Origin of the sequence: Dactylosporangium sp. NPDC000521 (assembly GCF_042898305.1) — a bacterium.
Taxonomy (GTDB): Bacteria; Actinomycetota; Actinomycetes; order Mycobacteriales; family Micromonosporaceae; genus Dactylosporangium.
In genome coordinates this window covers 742033-758542 of sequence record NZ_JBIAYW010000004.1, presented here as the reverse complement: position 1 = coordinate 758542, position 16510 = coordinate 742033, and the positions used below count along the sequence as shown (strand labels likewise).

Sequence of the window (16510 nt, the reverse complement as noted above, 5' to 3'; positions counted from 1 at the left end):
GTGCGGCTCGGCGCGGTCACCGGGGAAGTGGAGACCGCGCCGAGGCAGTGCGGGGAATGGCGTCAGGCCGGGATGGAGGCCGCGGCGAGTTGCGCACGCAGGCGCTCGTTCTCCGCCTCCAGCTCCAGCTCGCGTGCCGACGCGACGCCCGTGTAGATGTCGACGTTGATGTGGTCCACGTCGACGCCGCCGACAGGCGTACCGAAGAGGCTGCTGCCGTTCTTGCCCGACGCCTGCCCGAGAATGCCGCTGCACAGGGCGGTGACGGCACTTCGGCGGTCGGCCTCGGGGCCGCCGTGCTGGCACACCTGGATGTCGAGACTGACGCTGGACTCCGGGAAGGTCAGCAGTGCGCGCTGGAAGCGGTCCGCCAGTTCGCGGAGCGAGTCCGCAATCTGGTCGGTCGTGGTGACGTACCTGGTCATGTGCGAATCTCCTCTTCGGCGGCGGCGGCGACGAGCGTGCAGGCGGCGCAGTCGATGCGCCGGAGCCGGATTCGCTCGCGGGTGTGTCGGCTGGTCAGGTTGATGCCGCAGATGTGCGGGTAAGGGCCGTCAACGGGCACGTCGCGGCCGAGGGCGTAGCTGGCACCAACCCAGATGCCGGTAGCGGCGCGGGCCATCAGTCGTCGTCCCGCTCGCCGAGGCGCCGGAGCTCCAGCTGGCGGGTCTCCGGGTCCTGCTGCGGGTACTCCTGGGCGGGCTCGTCGACGGCCAGGTGGTGCGCGTCGCCAGGAGCGCCGACCATGCGGCACGAGCTGCACGTCTTGCGCTTGCGGTGGTCGAGCGGGATGGACTCGTCCCACTCGAACGGGTGCCGCTGGACGCGGCTCTGCTTGGCCCCGGGGCGCACCGTTCGGCGGCCCGGGCGCGGTGTGGCGCGCGGGAACTGGCTCACGAACGCCTCCTGCCGGGCGGGTTCGCGCGGTACCAGTCGAGCGCCTCCGCCAGGACGCGGCGGTGGGCGGTGACCCGCTCGGCGTCGAAGGGTGCGATGCGGCGGGCCCGGTAGGCGGTGTTGATCCGGTCCCGCAGTGGCGCGGGCAGCAGCGGCCAGCACGCGCGGCACGCCAGCTGGGACTGCGCGACCGTCTCGCCGCAGTCCCCCGGGCAGCCATGCCGACTGGTCGGTGTCGCTGGCATCAGAGGTACCTCCCTGCTGGCGTGATGGTGGTGACGGCAAGCCCGGCGCCATCCGGCCCCGGCTGGTCGTCCCAGCCCTCACCGATGCAGTCCGAGCAGGTGCACCGGTCGTCGTTGAGGTCGCTCACCGCCGCGCCCCGGGCGGCCGGGCCGTCAACGTATGCCGAGGTGGGCGCAGGTGTACCCGGTGCGCATGGTGCGATCTGGTGCGCTTTGGTGCGCTCAGGTGCGCTCGGCTCCACGGGTTGCTCCTGCAGCGGCGTCACGAGGTCACCTGGACCAGACGGCGTCGACAGCCGCGATCCGCAGCGCCTCCTCGTCCGGCGTGACGGGTTCATCGACGGGCTGGTTGACGGGCTCGTCGACGGGCACCGGCTCCGGCCACGCCTCGTCGCCGTCCCAGTCGGCCTGCTCCTCCGGCATGCCGGTCAGCTCGCCGGCGACGTCGCGGCGGGCCTGCTCGCGCAGCGCGACCGCGTCCGGCGTGCCGAGGCTCGACGCCTCGATCAGGCGGTCGATCGACGGCCGGGGCACCTCGCGGGCGGCGATCTGCCGGAGGTGGCGCTCAAGCGCGGCGTCGTCCTCGAGGAGCGCGGCCGCGCTCGGCCGGTCGATCCGGTCCGTCGGCGCCCAGCGGTCGACCCAGGCCAGGCCGGACCGGTCGAGGACCTGTCGGGCGCGGGTGACGGCGACGTAGGCCAGCATCGCGTCCTCGCGCGGCACCTGGGGGTCCGGCCGGTCCTCGGAGATCCGCGGTTCGCGGAAGTCGTCGGCAATCCGGACGTGCTTCCACTCCCTGCCCTTGGCCTTGTGCGCGGTGGAGAGCACGAGGTGCGCCTGGTGCTCGTCGACGAGCGAGCCGAGGATCCGCAGCACGCCCTCAGCGGTGTGATCGTCGATCAGCTTCACCGCGACGGCCAGGTCGGCGCCGGCGGCGTCCTGTGCCACGTAGTCCTGGACCTCGGCCCAGGACGAGAACGCCATCAGGTCGGGGTGTGCCGTGCCGAGGCCGGCCTGCAGCTCGATCGCGGCCTCGGCGAGCCGGCGCACGTCGTCACCGCCACCGACCAGAGCGACTGGGACGCCGGCGTCGAGCGCGGCTGAGGCCTGCTTGACCGCCTCCGCGTTGGTGCGGCAGAGGATCGCGTCGGGCCCGTCCGGTAGGGCGAGGCTGACGACCTCGGACCGGATCGGCTGGTGACCGGTCAGCCGCAGCGGCGCATCGAGGATGGCCAACCATTTGTTGGCCTCCTCCGCCACCGCGGGCCCGAACCGGAAGCTCTGCGACAGCTGCAGGCGGCGGCCCTGGAAGGTCGCCATCGCGTCGGTCGCGCCGCGCCAGCCGTAGATGGCCTGGGACCGGTCGCCGACAAGGATGCGCTGCGCGTTCTGCCGCTCGACGATGCCGGCCACCGCGGCATTGGAGTCCTGGGCCTCATCGAGAAGCACGTAATCGCCCGGCAGGATCGGGTTTCCGAGCGCCCAGAGCTTGAGGTAGTTGTCGTGCTTGAACGGCAGCACGCCATCGATGCGGCTGATGTCCTCCCATGCCCGGCGGGCGTGCGGAAGGATGACCTGCGCGAGGGCCTGCCGCGCGTTGACGCCGTCGAGGCCGGCCAGCTTCGGCACGTGCCACCGTTCGATCTGCTGGTCCGCGCTGTAGCAGAACTTCTCGACGGTCTGCATGGTGATGCGGGCGAGCTGCTGCGGGGCGAGCGGGCCAAGCTCGTCGACGACCCTCGCCGGCTCGTTGATCCGCAGGAGCTTCGCGATCTCTCGGGCGGGCATCCGCGGTGCCTTGAGCCGGTGAGCGTATCGGCGGCCGATCGCCTGGAATGCCAGGCCGTGCGAGGTCTTGCACAGCACGGTGCGGGGGAAGTCGCGGGCGGCCTCGGTGGCGATTGCCTTGTTGTAGGCCATGTAGACGCCGCGGCGGCGCGGGTTCGCGCGGGCCAGGAGCTTGAGGGTGCTGGTCTTGCCGGTGCCGGCGCCGGCCTCCACCACCAGGTGCTCCCCGGTGGTGGAGGCGTCGACGATCGCGGCCTGCTCAGCGGTCGGCCGGTGGCTCACGCGGTCACCTCGCCGGCGAGGACCTCGTCGAGCAGTGCGGCACCGTAGGCAGCAAACGCGTCCTTGACGCCCTTTGCCGCGGTGATCGACAGGGACTTCGGTACGCCGCCCTTGCGCGCGGCCACGCCCGGCACGACCTCGCCGGTCTTCGGGTCGGCGACCTGGTCGCCCTCGCCGGTGGGCACGCAGTCGGCGAGCAGCTGGGTCTGGAAGCCGGGCCAGATCTGCTCGGTGGTGACGGTGCGGATCTGGTGGGGGTGCCGCTCCTTGACCCAGGCGATGAGCGCGTCAGCGTCGGAGACGACGATCGCGTCCTTGCTGATCGAGAGCGACACGGTGGCCACGTCGGGCATCCGCCACGACGGTGCGGTCTTCTCGCGGGCGTACTCGGCGCGGGCCTCGTCCTGCAGGCTGGCGCGGACCTCGGCGGCGCGGGCGGCGGCCGCGGCGGCGAGGCCCTCCAGGCGGAGGACCTCCCGCACGCGGTCCAGCCGGCTGACGGGCGGTGCTTCCGCCGGCGGGAGCGGGGGCAGGTCGGCGGGCGCCGGCCACAGGTCGGAGTCGCTCACGCCGCAACCGCCTGCTGAGAGGCGCGATCCTGCAGCGCGTTGATGACCGTGGTGGCCTCGGAGGCCGTCAGCTCCTTGCTGCTGCCGACCTCGCGCCTGACGAGGTTGGCCGTGATCTTCAGCCGGTTGGCGCGGTTCGGGTCGCCCGCGTAGCCGAGCTTGCCCCACAGGATGTGCATGCGGGTCAGCTGGTCGTGGGTGGCCATCGGCACGGCGTCCGGCGCCGGCGGCTCGGGCGGGTCGACCGGCGCGGCGTCGGCGAGCCGGGCCAGCATGGTGCCCAGCTCCTCCTGGTCGCCGGTCTCGTTCTGTAGCTTCCGCTTCGCCACCGTCGGGTGCCCGGCCCACAGCCGCCGCAGCTCGCCGCGGATCTCGTCGGCGGTGCGGCCCGGCTTGAGCGCCCAGTCGCGCAGGTCGGCGGCGGACGGCGGCTTCGGCTTATCCGCCGCGGCCGCGCTCGTCTCGCGCGACTCGCTCTTCGGCTGCTCCGGTTCGGCCGCGGCGTCGTCGTCCTCCTTGAACGTCGCGCCCCACAGGTCCAGTGCCACGCCGAAGCGCATCGCGGCGTTCCGGATCGCGTCGCCGATCGCCTCCTTGATCGCGTCCGGGCCCTTCTTGCCCTCCGCGTGGCCGTACCCGAGGCGGGTGACGCCGGCGACGGTGAGCCGGATCCAGAGGCCACCGAACGCGTCGATGACCGGCAGGCCCTCGGCGCTGAACGCAACCGGCTCCCAGGACCACCCGGGGTCGGCCTGCAGCAGGCGGTCAGTCGTCTCTGCGTGGCCGACGTAGTCGAGGTGCAGGTGTGCCTCGGTGATGGTGTTTCGGCAGTCGTTGCACTTGACCTTGCGGTGCTTGTCGCAGGTCTGGCCGCGAGGCGCGTCACGGCAGGACTTGCACCAGACACGGGGCAGTTTGCCGACGACCTCGGGCGGGAACGGGTTCCGCAGGATCTTGGCGACGTCGGGCGTCATGGTGATGGTCACAGGAGACCTCCGGTGCTGGCGAGGGTGACAGTGGGCAGGACCAGGCGGCGGACCGCCGGCGGCATGAACGTCGGGTAGCGGCGGACCATCACGCGCAGCGCAGCGCGGTCCGCGGCCCGGGCCGGCTGGACGCCGCACAGCGGGCAGCTGCGGCTGAGGCCGCCCTGGCGCTTGATCTGGCGCTCGCGGGCGCGAGTCCCGTCCCAGGTGCGGGCGAGGTACCAGGTGATGCCCGCGGACCGGACGACGGCGAGGAGCCGGGCGCCGCGGCCGGCGAGGTGGTCGGCGAGGCGGGCCTCCAGGTCGGAGGCCCAGCCGAGGTAGTGCCGGGCGTGCTGGTACGGCCGCTCGAAGTGCAGCAGGTAGATCGTGCCGGCGCGGCTCATTGCGCGGCCGCCGAGGTCGTGACCGGGCAGCGCCCGATGTACCGCGGGTGCACGAGCTGCGTCGCCTGGGTGTGCTGCCCGACGTGCCGCGGGCTGGTCTCGCGGTGCGCTGGGCGCCACCGCGGATCACTCGAGGCGAGGTGCCGCGGTGCGTGGCTACTGGCGGTGAGGTCGGAGGTGTCCACGGCGCGTCGGCGCCGCTGCTGAATCCGCCGGCGGGCAGCGGTGGCCAGGTCGACGATGAGCTGCCAGTTGGAGATGAGCCGGCGGTCCAGGTTGGGCAGCCGCCGTGCCGCCATGACGGCGGCGACGAGCACGACGGCGCAGCAGGCCAGCCAGAGGAGGAGCACAACGGTGGTGAGCGACTGCGAAGCCATCAGCTGGCCTCCCCACCGTCGAGGAAGTTCTGGCGCATGATGCCGTCGAACTCCTCGTCGATGGCCTCGGGCGGTGCGCCGGTGGTCCAGACGGGCAGGTACTCGACGGGCTTGTCCGCGCTGGCGTCTTGCGCCTGCCACCGCAGCGCCTCACGCGCCCGCTCGAGCTCCTCCCGCAGGGCCGCGGCGTCCTTGCGCGCGGCTGCCTCGTCCAGGGCCAGTTGCCGCTTCTCGCGCTCCAGCTCGGTGATGCGGTCGTAGGCCTCGGCGACGTCGCCGTCCGAGGCGAGCAGGGCGAAGCCGAGGATGACCAGGAGCAGCAGCAGGCCGGCGATGATGTAGCCGCTCGTCATGCCGCACCACCGAGCTGGCCGCTGCCAGCGGTGAGCCCGCCGGCAGCGCCGGTGCCCTTCCGCCGCAGACCGGCGATGTAGCCGGTGAGGTACGCCGACGACAGGTGCTGGGGGAGCACGCCCAGGGCGACGAGGACGTCCACGGCCTCGCGAACACAGCGCGGCCGGAACGACACGTCGAGCAGCTCCTCGCCGTACCGGCTCGCCCGCATCTGGACGCGGACCTCGTCACCGTTTCCGGGCCCCCACCAGACGGTGCAGACCTCGGGGTGGGCCTCGGTGGTGGTGCGCCGCCACGCGCCGCCGTGGCCGCCGATGGTCCACTCCGGCTCCCAGCGGGGCCGAGAGCTGTACGGGCTGGTGTGCAGCTTCTCGCGGGCCCAGCGGTGGACGCGGGCCAGCAGGAGCCGCTCGTCGCGGGTCAGGACGGGCACGAACCCGGCGCCGGTCGTGTCGTCGACGGGGCGGCGGCTGTGGTGCACGACGAGCCGCGCCGCGCCGGTGCTGCCCGTCTTGCACGGCTCGCCAGCCTTGGCGCCGCACAGGCAGTCCGCGTACAGCTCCCACGGCGAGAAGCCGACCGTGGCCGGTGCGGCGGTCACCAGGCACTCGCCGGGATGCGCACGTGGACCGTCTCGGCGGAGTGCAGGTGCACCACACCGCCCGCCCACGCGGTCGACAGGACGGCGACGCAGGTGCCGCCCGGCTCGTTGGCCGCCGAGCAGGCGTTGTCGTCGCACTCGACCAGCCCGGTGATGTCGTGCCAGGTCGCCTCGTCCTTGGCGTCGAGGATCTGCCAGCGGGCTGCCAGGTCGTTGGTGTACGCGCGCTCGATCTCGCCGGCGGCGAGGGTGAGCCGGGTGGTGTAGGCACCGGCGCCGGCGCGGCAGCGCTCCAGCAGCTGCAGGGCGGCGGCGACGGTGTCGGCGGGCATCTCGGCGAGCAGGTTGACGATGTGCCGTTCGCCGGCGTCGAGCTGGATGCCGTCGAGGACGGCGCCCAGGGCGTCGCGGTTGACGGCGCGCAGCTTCCGGGCCGCGGCCAGGTAGTCGTCGAAGCCGCTGAGGTCCGGTTCGCGCCTGGGCGGGCCGGTCGGTACGGTGTGGGTCATCGGAGAATCTCCTCCGTGGTAGGGGATCCGGGAGTCGTGCGAGGCCGTCCGACCGGCCTGACCCTGGGTCCCTGATCCGTTGGGTGGGTTAGGTGCGTCGCCGGCGCTGGCCGGCGACCAGGGAGCCGGCCGCCCAGGCGACCAGCAGGGCCAGCAGCAGGACCCCGGCACGCTCGTCGGGCGTCGACCGCACGTCGGCGGCCGCCGCGACGGGCGCGGCCAGGGCGACGAGCACGAAGCCGGCCTTCAGCAGCCGGGTCATGCCGCAGCCGCCGTGGTGCTGGTCTGGGACTGTCGTGCCGTCTCGGCGCGGCGTGCGTCGATGCGGGCGGCGATGAGACCAACCTCGCGCGCCTCGTCCGCCGTGAATGGCGGCAGCTTGGCTGCCTCGCGTCGCGCCCAATCGAGGATCCGCTGTTCGTCGGTCATCAGGCGGCGCTGCGCTTGATGGCGTCGGGGTTGTCCGCGATGCCCAGGGCAGCGGCGAGCGCCTTGAACTTGGGGGGTGAAACCCGGGTGCGAGTGCCGCGTTCAATCTGGCTCAAAAACCCGATAGACATGGGCACGCGAGGGGCGAGGGCAGAGATGGTGTCCCCGAGCTGCTTGCGCAGCTCGCGAACGGCCGCTCCGTCGACCTCAACCGCCGGTGACGCGGGCGTCGTGGTGGCTTGGGTCATGGGCCGACTGTATGTCAGTTGAGCCAGATTGAGCAAGCGCAAGTTGGCTCAATCTGAGCCGCGGTCGCTTCAGATGGCGCAAGACTTCGATGTGAGTGAATGCACGTTGAGCTAGCCTGAGCAGACTTGAGCTGAAATGATGACCGCATGGACGAGGAGCCGCGAACTCGCCTCGCCCGCATGATCCGCGAACGCCGCGTCGAGCTCCGGCTCAGCGAGCGCCAGGCGGCCCTGCGAGCCGGCATTGCGCGCAACACCTGGGCAAGCGCCGAAGAGGGCGCGCGACAACCTGCTGAACGCAGCATCGCAAGCATCGAGGCAGCACTTGCCTGGCTGCCGGGCAGCATTGAGCGCATCCTGGCCGGCGGCGAACCAGCCTCAGCCGGTCAACCCGCGGAACCCCAACCGGGCCTTCCACCCAAGTTCGACATCCAGGCCGAGATCGACCGGGCCTCCCGGCTTGATCTGCCGGCAGAGGCCCGCATCGAAATCATCCGCCGACTGATGGATCTCTACGAGGAGAGTCAAGCCAACCGGCGCTGACCAACCACATCCGGCCCATGCGTGTCGGCAACAAGGGCGTCGGCTGGCTACTCAATGACGATCCGGTCCTCGTGGAACGTGCGCGCAGCATTCGAGTCGACCGGCAGAACCACGATCCGGCGGCCACGTAGCGCCCGGCGGATCAGCGTCCTCCGTTCTGCCGGCGTCGCACCGGCCCAGCGCCGCTCCCACTCCTCACGACTCGCTGCCACCTCATCCTCCAAGGCCCCGCGGCCCGACGCAGCCTCTGTTCCGAGCGCCTCGATCCGCCCGCGCAGCTCGGCGCCCTGAGCTTCCAGCGGTGCCACCATCCGGTCGTACCGTGCTCGGCTGATCTCGCGCCGGCTGAGTCGGTCGTCCAGGTACTCGATCAGCTGGTCGCACTCAGCAAGTTCCGTCTGCAACTGCTCCTTGGCGTTGCGGGTTGCCCGAGCGGCGTCCTCCACTGCGGCAGCATGCCGTGGATCGCCGAGGATGTCGACGACGAGCGCGCGAACCCTGGAGTCCACGGCGCGCTGATCCACCGTGATTCGCCCGCAGCCAGCGCCGCGGGTGGCGCGCACCTGGCACCAGTACTCACGCCTTGGCGCACCGTCCGGGTACGGCTTCGCCACGGTACGAGGCCGCCCGGTGAGCGTGTGCCCGCACCGACCGCAGTACAGCAGGCCGGAGCACAGGTACTCCTCTGATGCGGGCCGCCCACGTCGACGAGACCCGTACAGCGCGACGACCCGCCGCCACGTGTCCTCCTGCACGATCGGCGTGCCGTCCATCCGGCCCACGATCTCGCCTACGTGCTCGATCAGGCCAGCGTTGCGTGGCCGAGCCAGGACCAGCCTCAGGCCGGCCTGCGTCCATGTGCGGCCCTTCGACGTCCTGATGCCTCGCTCGTCGAGGTCCCGGATCATCGATTCCTGAGACTCGCCGGCAAGCAGTCGAGCGGTCAGCTCTCGTATGACGGCGGCCTCGTCCTCGCGGATCGTCATGCCGTCCGCTTCGAACCCGAACGGCCTCACGGCCACAGGCGCCTCGCCACGCAGTGCCGCCAGCCTCTTACCGCGCTTCACGCGGGTGGACAGCCGGTCGCTCTCGTAGGCCGCGCTGTTCATCTGATCGCGGAACGCCTTCTTGCCGTTGGCGGTGGTGAGGTCGTACTCATCCTCTGAATCCAGGATGAGTAGCCCCCGCTCGGCCGCGGTGATGAGCCGCTCGCCCTCGATCGGACGGCGGCTGAACCTGGCAAGGTCGAAGACGATCACTCCGCCAGTGTCGCCGCCCTCCAGCCGCAACATGAGCCGGTCCCAGCCATGGCGGCGAACCCGCGGGTTCCAGGCGGAACGGCCGCTGTCGACGTGGACCTCGCCGACCTGGGCGCCGAGCGCGAGGATGCGGGCGGTCGAATCGGCGACCTGTCCCTCGGTGGAGCGCTGCCGGTCGTCGCCAACGCGACTGACGCGAGCGTAGATGTCGAGCAGGTCAGGCAGCCGCCGGCGAGTCATGGCGGGAGTGTACTAAATAGCGGTCCACTGGGTCGGTGTAGAAGTCGTCGTGGTGGGCGCCGCCGCGCCAGCGCACGTACTGGTCCATGCCGCCGAAGGCGCTCCAGTTGTTGGTCAGCGGAATGACCAGCCGGATGCCCTTGTCCCGGGCCGACTTCACCACCTGGTCGAGGTGCCGCAGGCCGTCGGGGCCGTCGTTGTAGGCGGGCCGGGTGCCGTCCCAGTACTGGAAGTAGACGCCGTTCTCCTTGTGGTGCACGGATCCCGTGTCGTCCTGGGCGCCGATGTCGAGGAAGCCCCAGGTCCGTAGCACGGTGAATCCGGCGGCCTTCGCGTCGGCGAAGACGTCGTCGACCATCGCCGGTGAGCGGTACATCAGGTAGTAGTTGTTGGAGCCCGCGAAGCGGAACTCCCTGCCGTTGAGGGTGAGGTCGTCGCCGTGGCGGGTGACGAAGCCGGTGTCGCCGCGCGTGGTGGCACCGGCCGGGCCCGCGGTGAGGATCAGGGCGAGTCCGGCGCACGCGGCGAGAAGGGGTCTGATCATCGGCTGCCTTCCGTAGACTTAACCGAATCAGTCCGGAGACTAGAGTTGGCGCCGCTGATGTGTCAATGATGACGTTGACATGCCGCATTGATCGCCCTACGGTCTGCCTTATGCGGTTCAGTCGCCGGGTCACGATCCGTCAGGTCGCCACCCGTGCGGGCGTCTCCGAGGCGGCGGTGTCGTATGCGCTCAACGGGCGGTCGGGCGTGTCCGAGATGACCCGGGCGAAGGTCCTGGCCGCCGCGCGCGAGCTCGGCTGGGCGCCCAACCTCGCCGCGCGCTCCCTCGGGCTGTCCCGCGCCAACGCGATCGGCCTCGTGCTGGTGCGCCCGCCGCGGGTGCTGATCGTCGACTCGTACCTGACACAGATGCTCAGCGGCGTCGAGGCGGAGCTCAACCGCAACGGCATGAGCCTGCTGCTGCACCTGGTCGACGAGGTCGACGACACCGTGGACGTGTACCGCCGGTGGTTCGCCGGCCGGCACGTCGACGGCGTCATCGTGACCGACGTCCGCTCGCAGGACCCGCGCATCGACGCGCTCGTCGAGCTCGGCCTGCCCGCCGCCGTCATCGGCGGCCACACCGGGCCCGACACGATCAGCAGCGTCGACGCCGACGCCGCCGGCACCGCCGCGCGCGTCGCCGACTACCTGCGGGCGCTGGGGCACCGCTCGTTCGCCCGCGTCGCCGGCGTCGCGGAGCTGCTGCACACCCGGCAGCGCGACGCGGCGTTCGCCGACGCCGTGGACCGGGCCGGACTGGACCGCCATCGGGTGCTGCACACCAACTACAGCGCGGTGGACGGCATGCGGGCGATGCTGGACCTGATGAGCGGCGCCGACCCGCCGACCGCGGTCGTCTTCGACAACGACGTCATGGCCGCCGCCGCCCTGAAGGTCGTGCACGACCTGGGCCGCTCCGTGCCGGGGGACGTGTCGGTGATCGCCTGGGACGACTCCGACCTGTGCCAGATCACGGTCCCGGCGATCACCGCCGTCGAGCAGACCCCCGCGCACCAGGCGGAGCTGACCGCCCGGGCCCTGCTGCGGACGCTGCACACCGGCGAGGTCAGCCACACCACCCTGCCGCCGGGCACCCTGCACGTGCGGGAGTCGACCCGCCCGCTGCGGCCGCGGCATCCGTGATCGACGCATTCGAAACGATCCCTTGACACGGGGGTGGGCGCCGCGTGCATGATCCGGCGTGCGGATTCTTGTGGTGGGTGGCAGCGGGCTGATCGGGGCGCACGTCGTGGACGTGCTCCGCGAGCGGGGGCACGAGGTGACGACCGTGGCGCGCGGCGCGCACCCGGGGGTCGACCACCTGCTCGACATGGCGGTCGCTTCGGCCGACGAGCTGCGGAAGCTGCTCGCCGGGCACGACGGAGTGGTGTACGCGGCCCGTACCGACGAACAACGCGCACTGCGCAAGCCGATCCATCCGCAGTTCCGGCGTGACATCGTCGAGCCGGTGGTGCGGCTGTTCGCGGCGGCCCGGGAGGAACACCTGACCCGCGGCGTGGTCATGGGCTCGTACTACACGTACTGGGACCGGCTGCACCCCGAGCTCAGGCTGACCGAGCGCCACACGTACATCCGCTGCAGGGTCGAACAGGCCCGCGAGGCGCGCGAGGCGGCCGGGCCGGGGCTGCCGGTCGCCGTGCTGGAGCTGCCGTTCGTGTTCGGGCGGGCCGGGGACCGGCTGCCGAACTGGGCGCCGGCGCTGGACAAGTGGGCCCGCTCCCGGTCGCCGCTGCTCGCTCCCACCGGCGGGACGGCCGTGACCTCGGCGCGCGCCGTGGCCGAGGTCACCGCCGACGCCCTCGAACGGGGTAGCGGCGAGGACATTCCCGTCGCCGACGAGAACCTCCGCTGGGGCGAGATGCTGGAGCGCATCGCGACCGTGGCCGGGCGGCCCCGCAAGGCCCGCCGGATGCCTGCCGCCGCCGTGCGCGCCGCGCTGAAGCTCGGCGGCGCGCTGCAGGCACTGGGGCGCAAGGAGTCGGGGGTCAACCCCGCCCACCTCGCGGACGTGCTGCTCGCGGAGCTGTTCATCCAACCGGCGACCGGGAAGCCTCTGGACGCGGCGATCCGGGAGACGTTCGAGGAGCGCCCGATCTCCGGAGCGACCAGTTCGCCCGGCCGAGCAGGTGCATGACCGCGGGCACCAGCAGCATCCGGATCACGGTCGCGTCCACGAGGATGGCCGCGACCATGCCGACCCCGAAGATCTTGATGAACACCTGGTCGCTCGGGATGATCGACGCGAAGACGACCACCATGACGGCCGCGGCGGCGGTGATCACGCGGCCGGTGCCGGCGAGGCCCTCGGCGACCGCCCGGCCGTTGTCGCGGGTGCGCAGCCACGCGTCGCGGACCCGGCTGAGCAGGAACACCTCGTAGTCCATGGACAGGCCGAACAGCAGCGCGAACATGATGACCGGGACGAACGCCGCCATCGGTGTGGGGGTGTCGATGCCGATGAGCCGGCCGGCCCAGCCGCCTTCGAGGAAGTAGGCGGCCACCCCGTACGCCGCGGCCACCGACAGCAGGTTCATCACCGCCGCCGTGACGGCGATGACCACGCTGCGGAACGCCATCAGCAACAGCAGCATCGACACGACCACGACCCCGCCGATGAGGTACGCGAGCCGGTCGGCGATCAGCATGTTGATGTCGGTCGCCGCGGCGGTCGCGCCGCCGATGTAGACCTCGGCGCCGCCGGCCGCGGCCGGGATGACGTCGTCGCGCAGGGCGGCGACGAGCTCCGTGGCCTCCTGCGGGCCCATGGTGGGCACGACGGTGAGCAGCGCCGTGCTGTTGTCCCGGTCCTGCAGCGGCGGCGACACCGACGCGACCCCGGGCGTGCCGGCGATCGCGGTCCGCAGCCGGTCCACGGCCGCGCCGGTCGGCAGCTTCGCGACCACCAGCAGCGGACCGTTGGCGCCGGGGCCGAAGCCTTCGGCGAGCATGTCGTACGCCTGCCGGTTGGACGTGCCCGCGGGGTCGTTGCCCGCGTCCGGCAGGTTGAACCGCACGCCGAGGAACGGCGCGGCGAGGGCCAGCAGCAGCGCGACGCTCGCCACCGAAGCGGGAACCCGGTGCCGGCGGATGAGCCCGCTCCAGCGAACCCATCCGGCGTTGGATTGTCTCGCGGGTTTGATCCGTGCGCCGAGGTAGCCGAGCAGCGCCGGGAACAGCGTGACGGCGGCGGCCATCACGACCACGGCGGCGAGCATCGTGACGACCGCGGTGCCGTCCATGATGGACAGTCCGACCGCGAAGAGCCCCAGCATGCTCACCACGACGGTGCTGCCCGCCACCAGCACCGACCGGCCGGCGGTGGCGAGCGTCGCCACGGTCGCCGCCTCGGGGTCGAGGCCGTCGGCCCGCCACTCGCGGAAGCGGGTGACGAGCAGCAGCGCGTAGTCGATGCCGAGCGCGATGCCCAGCGCGGTGCCGATGACGGGCGCGAAGTCCGGCACGTCCACGACGGCGGCGGCGAGCCCGACGAGCCCGGTGCTCACCGCCACCCCGGCGATCGCCGTCGCCAGGGGCAGCCCGGCCGCCACCACCGAGCCGAACATGACGAGCAGCACCACCGCCGCGGCGAGCAGCCCGACCAGCTCCGACCCGCTCCGCTCCGCCTCGGCGAGCTGCACGACGCGCCCGCCGAGCGCGACCGTCACCCCGTCGTGCCGCGCCGCGCCGGCCGCGGCGAGGAGCCGCCGCGTGTCGGCGACCGGCATGTCCTTCGGGTTGGCGACGTCGAGGTCGACCCGGGCGACGAGGAGCCGCCGGTCCGGCGTGATCGCGCCGCCGCTGGTGTACGGGTCCTCGACGGCCGCGACGTGCGGCACGTCCCGAAGCCGGCCGAGCAGCGCGCCGACGAGGTCCCGCACACCGGCCTCGGTGACGTCGCCGGCGCGGACGACCACCCGCACCGTGTCCCCGGACCGGGCGGGGAAGTGCTCGCGCAGCAGGAGCTGGGCGCGCTCGGAGTCCGACCCGGGCGCCGAGGTGCTGGTGGCGAGGTCGCCGCCGAAGGCCCCCGACAGTCCGACGGCGGCGGCGAGCGCCAGCGCCCAGGCGATGAGGACGGTGCCGCGACGGCGGAAGGCGAGGGCGGCGAGCCTGCCGAGCGGCCCTGCGTACGGTGGCGATGGGTTCACGCCGACGATCGTCGCGGTGCGACCCGCCCGGCGTCCTCAGGCGGGCGGCGGCCGCCGGGTACGCAGATCTGCGTACCCGGCGCGGGCCGGCCGCGCCCCTCGTCGTAGCGGTTCTGTCGTACCGGGCCACTAAGCTGCGGGTATGAGACGACCGGGGGTGCTGACGCAGGACCTCCTGCTCGGCTGCCTCGTGGCGGTCATGCAGGTGCAGGGGACCTTCGCGAAGCCGCAGGACGTGGGGTCGCGCCCGCTGACCGATCTGGGCCATCTCGGCGTCGCACTGCTGGTCGCGAGCGGGCTGATCCTGGCCGTGCGGCGGCGCTGGCCGGTCGCGGTGTTCGTCACGTCGGCGCTGATCAGCCTGGCGTATTTCGTCACCGGGTTCACCGACGGGCCGGGGTGGATCGGGCTGTTCGTCGCGCTGTACACGCTGACCGCCTATGGTGACGGCCGCCGGTCGCTGCTGGTCGCCGGCGCGGGCATCGGCGTGCTGGCCACCGGCTGGCTGATCGCGGGCGCCGACGTGGAGCCGCGGGCGGCGATCGGGTGGGTGTTCTTCCGGATCGCGGCGTCCGTCATGGCGGCGGCCCTGGGCGAGTCGGTCCGGTCGCGGCGGGTCGCGGTGGCGGAGGCCCTGGAGCGGGCGGCGCAGGCCGAGCGGACCCGCGAGGAGGAGGCGCGGTCGCGCGTGGACGCGGAGCGGCTCCGGATCGCCCGGGAGGTGCACGACACGGTCGCGCACGCGATCGCCATCATCAACGTGCAGGCGGGGGTCACGGCGTACATGCTGGACCAGCGCCCCGACCGGGCCCGCGAGGCGCTCGTGACGATCGAGCAGACGAGCGCGCAGGCGCTGCACGAGATGCGGACCGTCCTCGGCGTGCTCCGCAACGACGAGGGCGGGCGGGTGCCGCACCCGGGGCTGGGGCAGGTGCACGAGCTCGCCGTGGTCGCCCGCGACGCGGGCCTCGACCTGACCCTCGACGCGGACGTGGCCGGCGACGTGCCGAGCTCCGTCGGCACCACCGCGTACAGGATCGTGCAGGAGGCCCTCACCAACGTGATCCGGCACGTCGGCCCGACGCGGGTGACGGTCACGCTCAGCCGGGGCGCCGACGTCCTCGAGGTCCTGGTCGCGAACACCGGCCCGGAAGGGGCCGGGTCGGAGCCCGGGCGCGGGATCACGGGCATGAGAGAGCGGTGCGAGCTGCTCGGCGGCGACCTCACCGCCGGCCCGTGCCCCGGCGGCGGCTTCGAGGTGCGGGCCAGGCTGCCACTGGTGGCCAACGCGGTGGTGCCGGCGTGAGCCCCGAAGCACGCCGGGCTCGCGACCTGCAGGCACGGGGCCGGCTCAGGCCTGCGCCGGAGCACCAGCGGCGGCGACGGCATGAACACCCCGGAGCGCGGCACAGAGTCGCGAACCGTGAGTGCGGTGTTGGCCTGCGCCGGAGCGCCGCCGGAGGCACAGGCGTGAACGCCCTGAAGTGCGGCAAAGTGTCGCGAACCACGGGCGCGGTGTTGGCTCAGACCTGCACCGGAGCGCCGGCGAAGATGGCGGCGTGAGCACTCCGAAGCGCCGCATCGGGTCACGCACCACAGGCGCAGTGTTGGTTCACGCCTGTGCCGGAGTGTCGGTGGGGATGGCGGCGTGAGCGCGCCGGGACGCGGGCGGAAGGTCGCGGACCACGGTCGTGGGGCTGCTCCAGGCCTGCGCCGGAGTGTCGGTGGAGATGAGGGTGTGGGCGTGTCGGGGCGCGGGCGGAGGGTCGCGTATCACGGGCGCAGTGTTGGTTCACGCCTGTGCCGGAGTGTCGGCGGGGATGGCGGCGTGAGCGCGCCGGGACGCGGGCGGAGGGTCGCGGACCACGGTTGTGGGGCTGCTCCAGGACTGCGCCGGAGCGCCGGCGTCAGCGGCGACTGCATGAGCGCCCCGAAGCGCGGTGGGGTCGCGGATCACGGTCGTGGGGCTGGTTCAGGCCTGTGCCGGAGCGCCGGTGGAGATGACGGCGTGAGCGTGTCGGGGCGCAGCAGGAGGTTGCGAGCCACGGGCACCGTGTTGGCCCACGCCTTCGTTGGAGCGCC

General features: G+C 72.5%; 22 protein-coding genes. 4 read left to right on the top strand and 18 right to left on the bottom strand.

Annotated elements, in window-relative coordinates; genetic code table 11:
- Positions 1-62: 62 nt before the first annotated feature.
- From ACFY3L_RS17755 to ACFY3L_RS17685, 15 genes are all read right to left on the bottom strand, one after another.
- Positions 63-425: a hypothetical protein gene (locus ACFY3L_RS17755; protein WP_389324435.1), complete on the bottom strand. Its 363-nt coding sequence runs from the start codon at positions 423-425 to the stop codon at positions 63-65.
- Entirely contained in the window at positions 422-622 is a 201-nt protein-coding gene (locus ACFY3L_RS17750) for a hypothetical protein (protein ID WP_389324432.1), read from the bottom strand. The genes ACFY3L_RS17755 and ACFY3L_RS17750 overlap by 4 nt, the downstream gene beginning before the upstream one ends.
- Positions 622-897, bottom strand: coding sequence for a hypothetical protein (locus tag ACFY3L_RS17745; protein WP_389324429.1), 276 nt, complete (start codon positions 895-897; stop codon positions 622-624). Before ACFY3L_RS17745 ends, ACFY3L_RS17750 begins: the two co-directional genes overlap by 1 nt.
- Positions 894-1142 carry a hypothetical protein gene (locus ACFY3L_RS17740; protein WP_389324426.1) on the bottom strand — a complete coding sequence of 83 codons (249 nt, stop codon included), beginning with the start codon at positions 1140-1142 and terminating at the stop codon, positions 894-896. Before ACFY3L_RS17740 ends, ACFY3L_RS17745 begins: the two co-directional genes overlap by 4 nt.
- Before the next feature lie 270 nt (positions 1143-1412).
- Positions 1413-3212, bottom strand: a complete 1800-nt coding sequence (locus ACFY3L_RS17735; protein ID WP_389324423.1) for a UvrD-helicase domain-containing protein — start codon at positions 3210-3212, stop codon at positions 1413-1415.
- A complete protein-coding gene (locus ACFY3L_RS17730; protein ID WP_389324421.1) occupies positions 3209-3781 on the bottom strand; it encodes a hypothetical protein in 573 nt (190 codons plus the stop codon). Before ACFY3L_RS17730 ends, ACFY3L_RS17735 begins: the two co-directional genes overlap by 4 nt.
- Positions 3778-4767, bottom strand: coding sequence for a hypothetical protein (locus tag ACFY3L_RS17725; protein ID WP_389324418.1), 990 nt, complete (start codon positions 4765-4767; stop codon positions 3778-3780). Before ACFY3L_RS17725 ends, ACFY3L_RS17730 begins: the two co-directional genes overlap by 4 nt.
- On the bottom strand, positions 4764-5153 hold the full coding sequence (locus ACFY3L_RS17720; protein WP_389324416.1) for a hypothetical protein: 390 nt from the start codon (positions 5151-5153) through the stop codon (positions 4764-4766). Before ACFY3L_RS17720 ends, ACFY3L_RS17725 begins: the two co-directional genes overlap by 4 nt.
- Positions 5150-5530 (bottom strand): hypothetical protein, encoded by a 381-nt coding sequence (locus ACFY3L_RS17715; protein ID WP_389324413.1) that lies wholly within the window; start codon positions 5528-5530, stop codon positions 5150-5152. Before ACFY3L_RS17715 ends, ACFY3L_RS17720 begins: the two co-directional genes overlap by 4 nt.
- Positions 5530-5883 (bottom strand): hypothetical protein, encoded by a 354-nt coding sequence (locus tag ACFY3L_RS17710; protein ID WP_389324410.1) that lies wholly within the window; start codon positions 5881-5883, stop codon positions 5530-5532. The genes ACFY3L_RS17715 and ACFY3L_RS17710 overlap by 1 nt, the downstream gene beginning before the upstream one ends.
- Positions 5880-6485: a hypothetical protein gene (locus ACFY3L_RS17705; protein WP_389324407.1), complete on the bottom strand. Its 606-nt coding sequence runs from the start codon at positions 6483-6485 to the stop codon at positions 5880-5882. The genes ACFY3L_RS17710 and ACFY3L_RS17705 overlap by 4 nt, the downstream gene beginning before the upstream one ends.
- Positions 6482-6994 (bottom strand): hypothetical protein, encoded by a 513-nt coding sequence (locus tag ACFY3L_RS17700; RefSeq protein ID WP_389324405.1) that lies wholly within the window; start codon positions 6992-6994, stop codon positions 6482-6484. Before ACFY3L_RS17700 ends, ACFY3L_RS17705 begins: the two co-directional genes overlap by 4 nt.
- Positions 6995-7082: 88 nt before the next feature.
- Positions 7083-7256 carry a hypothetical protein gene (locus tag ACFY3L_RS17695; RefSeq protein WP_389324402.1) on the bottom strand — a complete coding sequence of 58 codons (174 nt, stop codon included), beginning with the start codon at positions 7254-7256 and terminating at the stop codon, positions 7083-7085.
- Positions 7253-7423 (bottom strand): hypothetical protein, encoded by a 171-nt coding sequence (locus ACFY3L_RS17690; RefSeq protein WP_389324400.1) that lies wholly within the window; start codon positions 7421-7423, stop codon positions 7253-7255. Before ACFY3L_RS17690 ends, ACFY3L_RS17695 begins: the two co-directional genes overlap by 4 nt.
- Entirely contained in the window at positions 7423-7671 is a 249-nt protein-coding gene (locus ACFY3L_RS17685) for a helix-turn-helix domain-containing protein (protein WP_389324397.1), read from the bottom strand. Before ACFY3L_RS17685 ends, ACFY3L_RS17690 begins: the two co-directional genes overlap by 1 nt.
- Positions 7672-7818: 147 nt before the next feature.
- Between ACFY3L_RS17685 and ACFY3L_RS17680 the strand changes: the two genes are divergently transcribed.
- Positions 7819-8214 (top strand): helix-turn-helix domain-containing protein, encoded by a 396-nt coding sequence (locus ACFY3L_RS17680; RefSeq protein WP_389324394.1) that lies wholly within the window; start codon positions 7819-7821, stop codon positions 8212-8214.
- Between the two features lie 47 nt (positions 8215-8261).
- Here ACFY3L_RS17680 and ACFY3L_RS17675 read toward each other — a convergent pair whose 3' ends face one another.
- A complete protein-coding gene (locus ACFY3L_RS17675) occupies positions 8262-9713 on the bottom strand; it encodes a recombinase family protein (protein WP_389324391.1) in 1452 nt (483 codons plus the stop codon).
- The gene (locus tag ACFY3L_RS17670; protein ID WP_389324388.1) at positions 9691-10257 is read right to left on the bottom strand and encodes a hypothetical protein; all 567 of its coding nucleotides are present in this window, start codon (positions 10255-10257) and stop codon (positions 9691-9693) included. The genes ACFY3L_RS17675 and ACFY3L_RS17670 overlap by 23 nt, the downstream gene beginning before the upstream one ends.
- Positions 10258-10367: 110 nt before the next feature.
- Here ACFY3L_RS17670 and ACFY3L_RS17665 point away from each other — a divergent pair, with 110 nt between their 5' ends.
- Both ACFY3L_RS17665 and ACFY3L_RS17660 read left to right on the top strand, forming a co-directional pair.
- Positions 10368-11402, top strand: a complete 1035-nt coding sequence (locus ACFY3L_RS17665) for a LacI family DNA-binding transcriptional regulator (RefSeq protein WP_389324385.1) — start codon at positions 10368-10370, stop codon at positions 11400-11402.
- Between the two features lie 58 nt (positions 11403-11460).
- Entirely contained in the window at positions 11461-12414 is a 954-nt protein-coding gene (locus tag ACFY3L_RS17660; RefSeq protein WP_389324382.1) for an NAD-dependent epimerase/dehydratase family protein, read from the top strand.
- Here the strand turns inward: ACFY3L_RS17660 and ACFY3L_RS17655 are convergent.
- Entirely contained in the window at positions 12308-14428 is a 2121-nt protein-coding gene (locus tag ACFY3L_RS17655; protein WP_389324379.1) for an MMPL family transporter, read from the bottom strand. The genes ACFY3L_RS17660 and ACFY3L_RS17655 overlap by 107 nt on opposite strands.
- A 142-nt stretch (positions 14429-14570) precedes the next feature.
- Here ACFY3L_RS17655 and ACFY3L_RS17650 point away from each other — a divergent pair, with 142 nt between their 5' ends.
- The gene (locus ACFY3L_RS17650; RefSeq protein ID WP_389324376.1) at positions 14571-15734 is read left to right on the top strand and encodes a sensor histidine kinase; all 1164 of its coding nucleotides are present in this window, start codon (positions 14571-14573) and stop codon (positions 15732-15734) included.
- The last annotated feature ends 776 nt before the right edge of the window (positions 15735-16510 follow it).

What these genes read in the sequence shown, in the direction of transcription:
- ACFY3L_RS17700 (WP_389324405.1), bottom strand. Translation starts at nt 6,994, where the DNA reads ATGACCCACACCGTACCGACCGGCCCGCCCAGGCGCGAACCGGACCTC.
- ACFY3L_RS17690 (WP_389324400.1), bottom strand. Translation starts at nt 7,423, where the DNA reads ATGACCGACGAACAGCGGATCCTCGATTGGGCGCGACGCGAGGCAGCC.
- ACFY3L_RS17720 (WP_389324416.1), bottom strand. Translation starts at nt 5,153, where the DNA reads ATGAGCCGCGCCGGCACGATCTACCTGCTGCACTTCGAGCGGCCGTAC.
- ACFY3L_RS17670 (WP_389324388.1), bottom strand. Translation starts at nt 10,257, where the DNA reads ATGATCAGACCCCTTCTCGCCGCGTGCGCCGGACTCGCCCTGATCCTC.
- ACFY3L_RS17715 (WP_389324413.1), bottom strand. Translation starts at nt 5,530, where the DNA reads ATGGCTTCGCAGTCGCTCACCACCGTTGTGCTCCTCCTCTGGCTGGCC.
- ACFY3L_RS17710 (WP_389324410.1), bottom strand. Translation starts at nt 5,883, where the DNA reads ATGACGAGCGGCTACATCATCGCCGGCCTGCTGCTGCTCCTGGTCATC.
- ACFY3L_RS17680 (WP_389324394.1), top strand. Translation starts at nt 7,819, where the DNA reads ATGGACGAGGAGCCGCGAACTCGCCTCGCCCGCATGATCCGCGAACGC.
- ACFY3L_RS17685 (WP_389324397.1), bottom strand. Translation starts at nt 7,671, where the DNA reads ATGACCCAAGCCACCACGACGCCCGCGTCACCGGCGGTTGAGGTCGAC.
- ACFY3L_RS17650 (WP_389324376.1), top strand. Translation starts at nt 14,571, where the DNA reads ATGAGACGACCGGGGGTGCTGACGCAGGACCTCCTGCTCGGCTGCCTC.
- ACFY3L_RS17675 (WP_389324391.1), bottom strand. Translation starts at nt 9,713, where the DNA reads ATGACTCGCCGGCGGCTGCCTGACCTGCTCGACATCTACGCTCGCGTC.
- ACFY3L_RS17665 (WP_389324385.1), top strand. Translation starts at nt 10,368, where the DNA reads ATGCGGTTCAGTCGCCGGGTCACGATCCGTCAGGTCGCCACCCGTGCG.
- ACFY3L_RS17695 (WP_389324402.1), bottom strand. Translation starts at nt 7,256, where the DNA reads ATGACCCGGCTGCTGAAGGCCGGCTTCGTGCTCGTCGCCCTGGCCGCG.
- ACFY3L_RS17755 (WP_389324435.1), bottom strand. Translation starts at nt 425, where the DNA reads ATGACCAGGTACGTCACCACGACCGACCAGATTGCGGACTCGCTCCGC.
- ACFY3L_RS17750 (WP_389324432.1), bottom strand. Translation starts at nt 622, where the DNA reads ATGGCCCGCGCCGCTACCGGCATCTGGGTTGGTGCCAGCTACGCCCTC.
- ACFY3L_RS17740 (WP_389324426.1), bottom strand. Translation starts at nt 1,142, where the DNA reads ATGCCAGCGACACCGACCAGTCGGCATGGCTGCCCGGGGGACTGCGGC.